The 2,265-nt window shown below is 34.8% G+C and carries 1 protein-coding gene and 1 rRNA gene; one reads left to right on the top strand and one right to left on the bottom strand.

Annotated features, from left to right (window positions below; translation table 11 throughout):
- Positions 1-275: hypothetical protein (locus KJS58_RS24675; RefSeq protein ID WP_213536328.1), on the top strand; the 275-nt coding region annotated here is incomplete at its 5' end.
- Between the two features lie 1,863 nt (positions 276-2,138).
- Here the strand turns inward: KJS58_RS24675 and rrf are convergent.
- A 5S ribosomal RNA gene (gene rrf, locus KJS58_RS24680) occupies positions 2,139-2,255 on the bottom strand.
- Positions 2,256-2,265: the final 10 nt, after the last annotated feature.

Genomic DNA, 2,265 nt, shown 5'->3' on the forward strand with positions numbered 1-2,265 from the left:
CACTCACGAGTTTCACTTACGTAAAACTCCTCGTTGTTCAGTTTTCAAAGATCAATCTCGCTAACAACTCTCGTCGTCAGCAACTTTTATATCATATCATGTCCGGTTCAGAGTGTCAAGCTTTTTTCCAGAAGTTTTTAACTTCGTTAAGTTGCTTGGTTATTCAGTGTGTTGCTTACTGGCTAACTTCTTGGCCGGAATTAGAATATACCATGCTGATAAAAATTATGCAAGTCTTTTATTTGAAATTATTTGATTTTAATAATGTTGTTTAAATCCATTATTTACTCAAAGTAAAGGAGCGCTCCCAAATTAACTCCCTGCTTAAAAAAACATAGAACGAATTACTTCTATACTCTCTATTTGCGCTTCTCTACATATCAACACTCTTTCTAATGAAGAATTGCAGGCACAATTTGTAGAAATTATTAAAAATGATATATATTAGATCCTATAATCGAGTTTAGATAAACAACATTAATATAACTACGTATGACCAAACCCCATAACGAAAATGACAAAGTAGCCTACTTCCCGCTGAGCCCTCACATCCGAAGGTTAAACGAATTATATGATTCAAGTACTAGCGTCATATTTTCTCTGGCCCTTGATTTAGAATGTAGTGTTACTTTTTAGCTATGGTTTAAGCGGTTGGCAGCCAATTGTAGTAACTAGATCTATACTCCCACTATAGCTAATAACTTTAACGCTGTGTGACTTTCTTTAATAGTTTCCCTGCACTTATGATAATCCCATTCTGTAAGATATTTGAGAATATCGTGGGAAGGCCTCTTTTATTGGACCTCTGGTCGATCCTTTACTGGTATTGAACACACCTCTCCATCTCATCAATATTTTCTCACCAACTTCTTAAGAAAATTGTGTGCTGCTACACATTCCCCTTGTCTGCTACAGCTAGATAACTCCTCGCTCCCTAGATGTGCCATTGAAATTCTCTTAACTTAAACTTCTCTGCAAATGATTAAATAACTAATTCTTTTTTTATCCATAAAAATACCCCTCCATGTTGTCTCTCAATATCTCATAATAAGATGAGCCTTTTTTTCGAGTGTCTACTTTGAGGAGATAATACCAGAGCTACAATTGTTAATGCCAGTATATAAATGTAGTATAGCTAAACGCCGAACTATCGCCTGGTACATCTCTGTACCTTTCCCGTCCAACTAATCTTCCTTTGCTGATTCTCAACATAGAAGTATCACTATCTTTCACATAAAGTAATTTTGATATCATGATTGAATATTCTACATACAAAAATGAATATTTCCTTTTACTCATAATAATTCCCGCTTAAACATTGAAATTATTAATTATCAGAAATGAGTCCATACCTGAAAAATTAATGTTTACTAAAGCATTGACTTCTTCATTGTATCTAATAACAATTTGATAATTCCATAAATACTTACTTTACAGAGTGACCAGCTTCCCTATTGAGCTAACTCTTTCTGATTTGAGATTTTATTAAAACTAATCGGTCATATCTAACTGTTTTAAATGTAGAGTAGACAGTGGCAAAAGCCAATACTTCCAGGATGAATCAAAAATAAGGACTGTATCTTCTTGAAAGGTATTCATTGTTTCCGTTAATGACTCACTACTATTAATGTTCTGAACGAGCACCTAACATATTTCGGTATTAGTGTATTTCTATCATCTGTGAATCTTTATGTTTTTATTCCATTCTAATTCAAGTTTCTCTTCACCTTACTAAATGTAGAACACAATAATTATAACGTTTTAGCGCATATTATATATCCTGAACACCTTATTCCCGATCCCTTCTATGGTCAAAAGGAAAGATAGACAACATTCAAACTTCTATTGTATTGCTTTTGGAAGACTCACTCTACAAAATAGTTCTCAGCTCTGACCCAGTTAAGGTTCGATCAGAGAAGGAATAAGTCATAGAAGATCACTTGCAGCTATATTAATTACTTATACTAAGCCTAATACAAAGAAAATTTATAAATATTGATTCATTAATAGTGAACATAAGCTATGGTCATCATGATATTAAAAGGCATCCTATACATTTCGCCTTAGTAAATTGGGTGTTTAACTTAAAAAACGACATAACAAAAAAGACACTACCTAATGGCAGTGTCTTTATCTATGCTTGGCGACGTCCTACTCTCCCAGGACCCTGCGGTCCAAGTACCATCGGCGCTGGAGGGCTTAACGGTCGTGTTCGGGATGGGTACGTGTGGAACCCCTCCGCTATCGCCACCAAACGAGCATTTT

Origin of the sequence: Paenibacillus sp. J45TS6 (assembly GCF_018403285.1) — a bacterium.
Taxonomy (GTDB): domain Bacteria; phylum Bacillota; class Bacilli; order Paenibacillales; family Paenibacillaceae; genus Paenibacillus.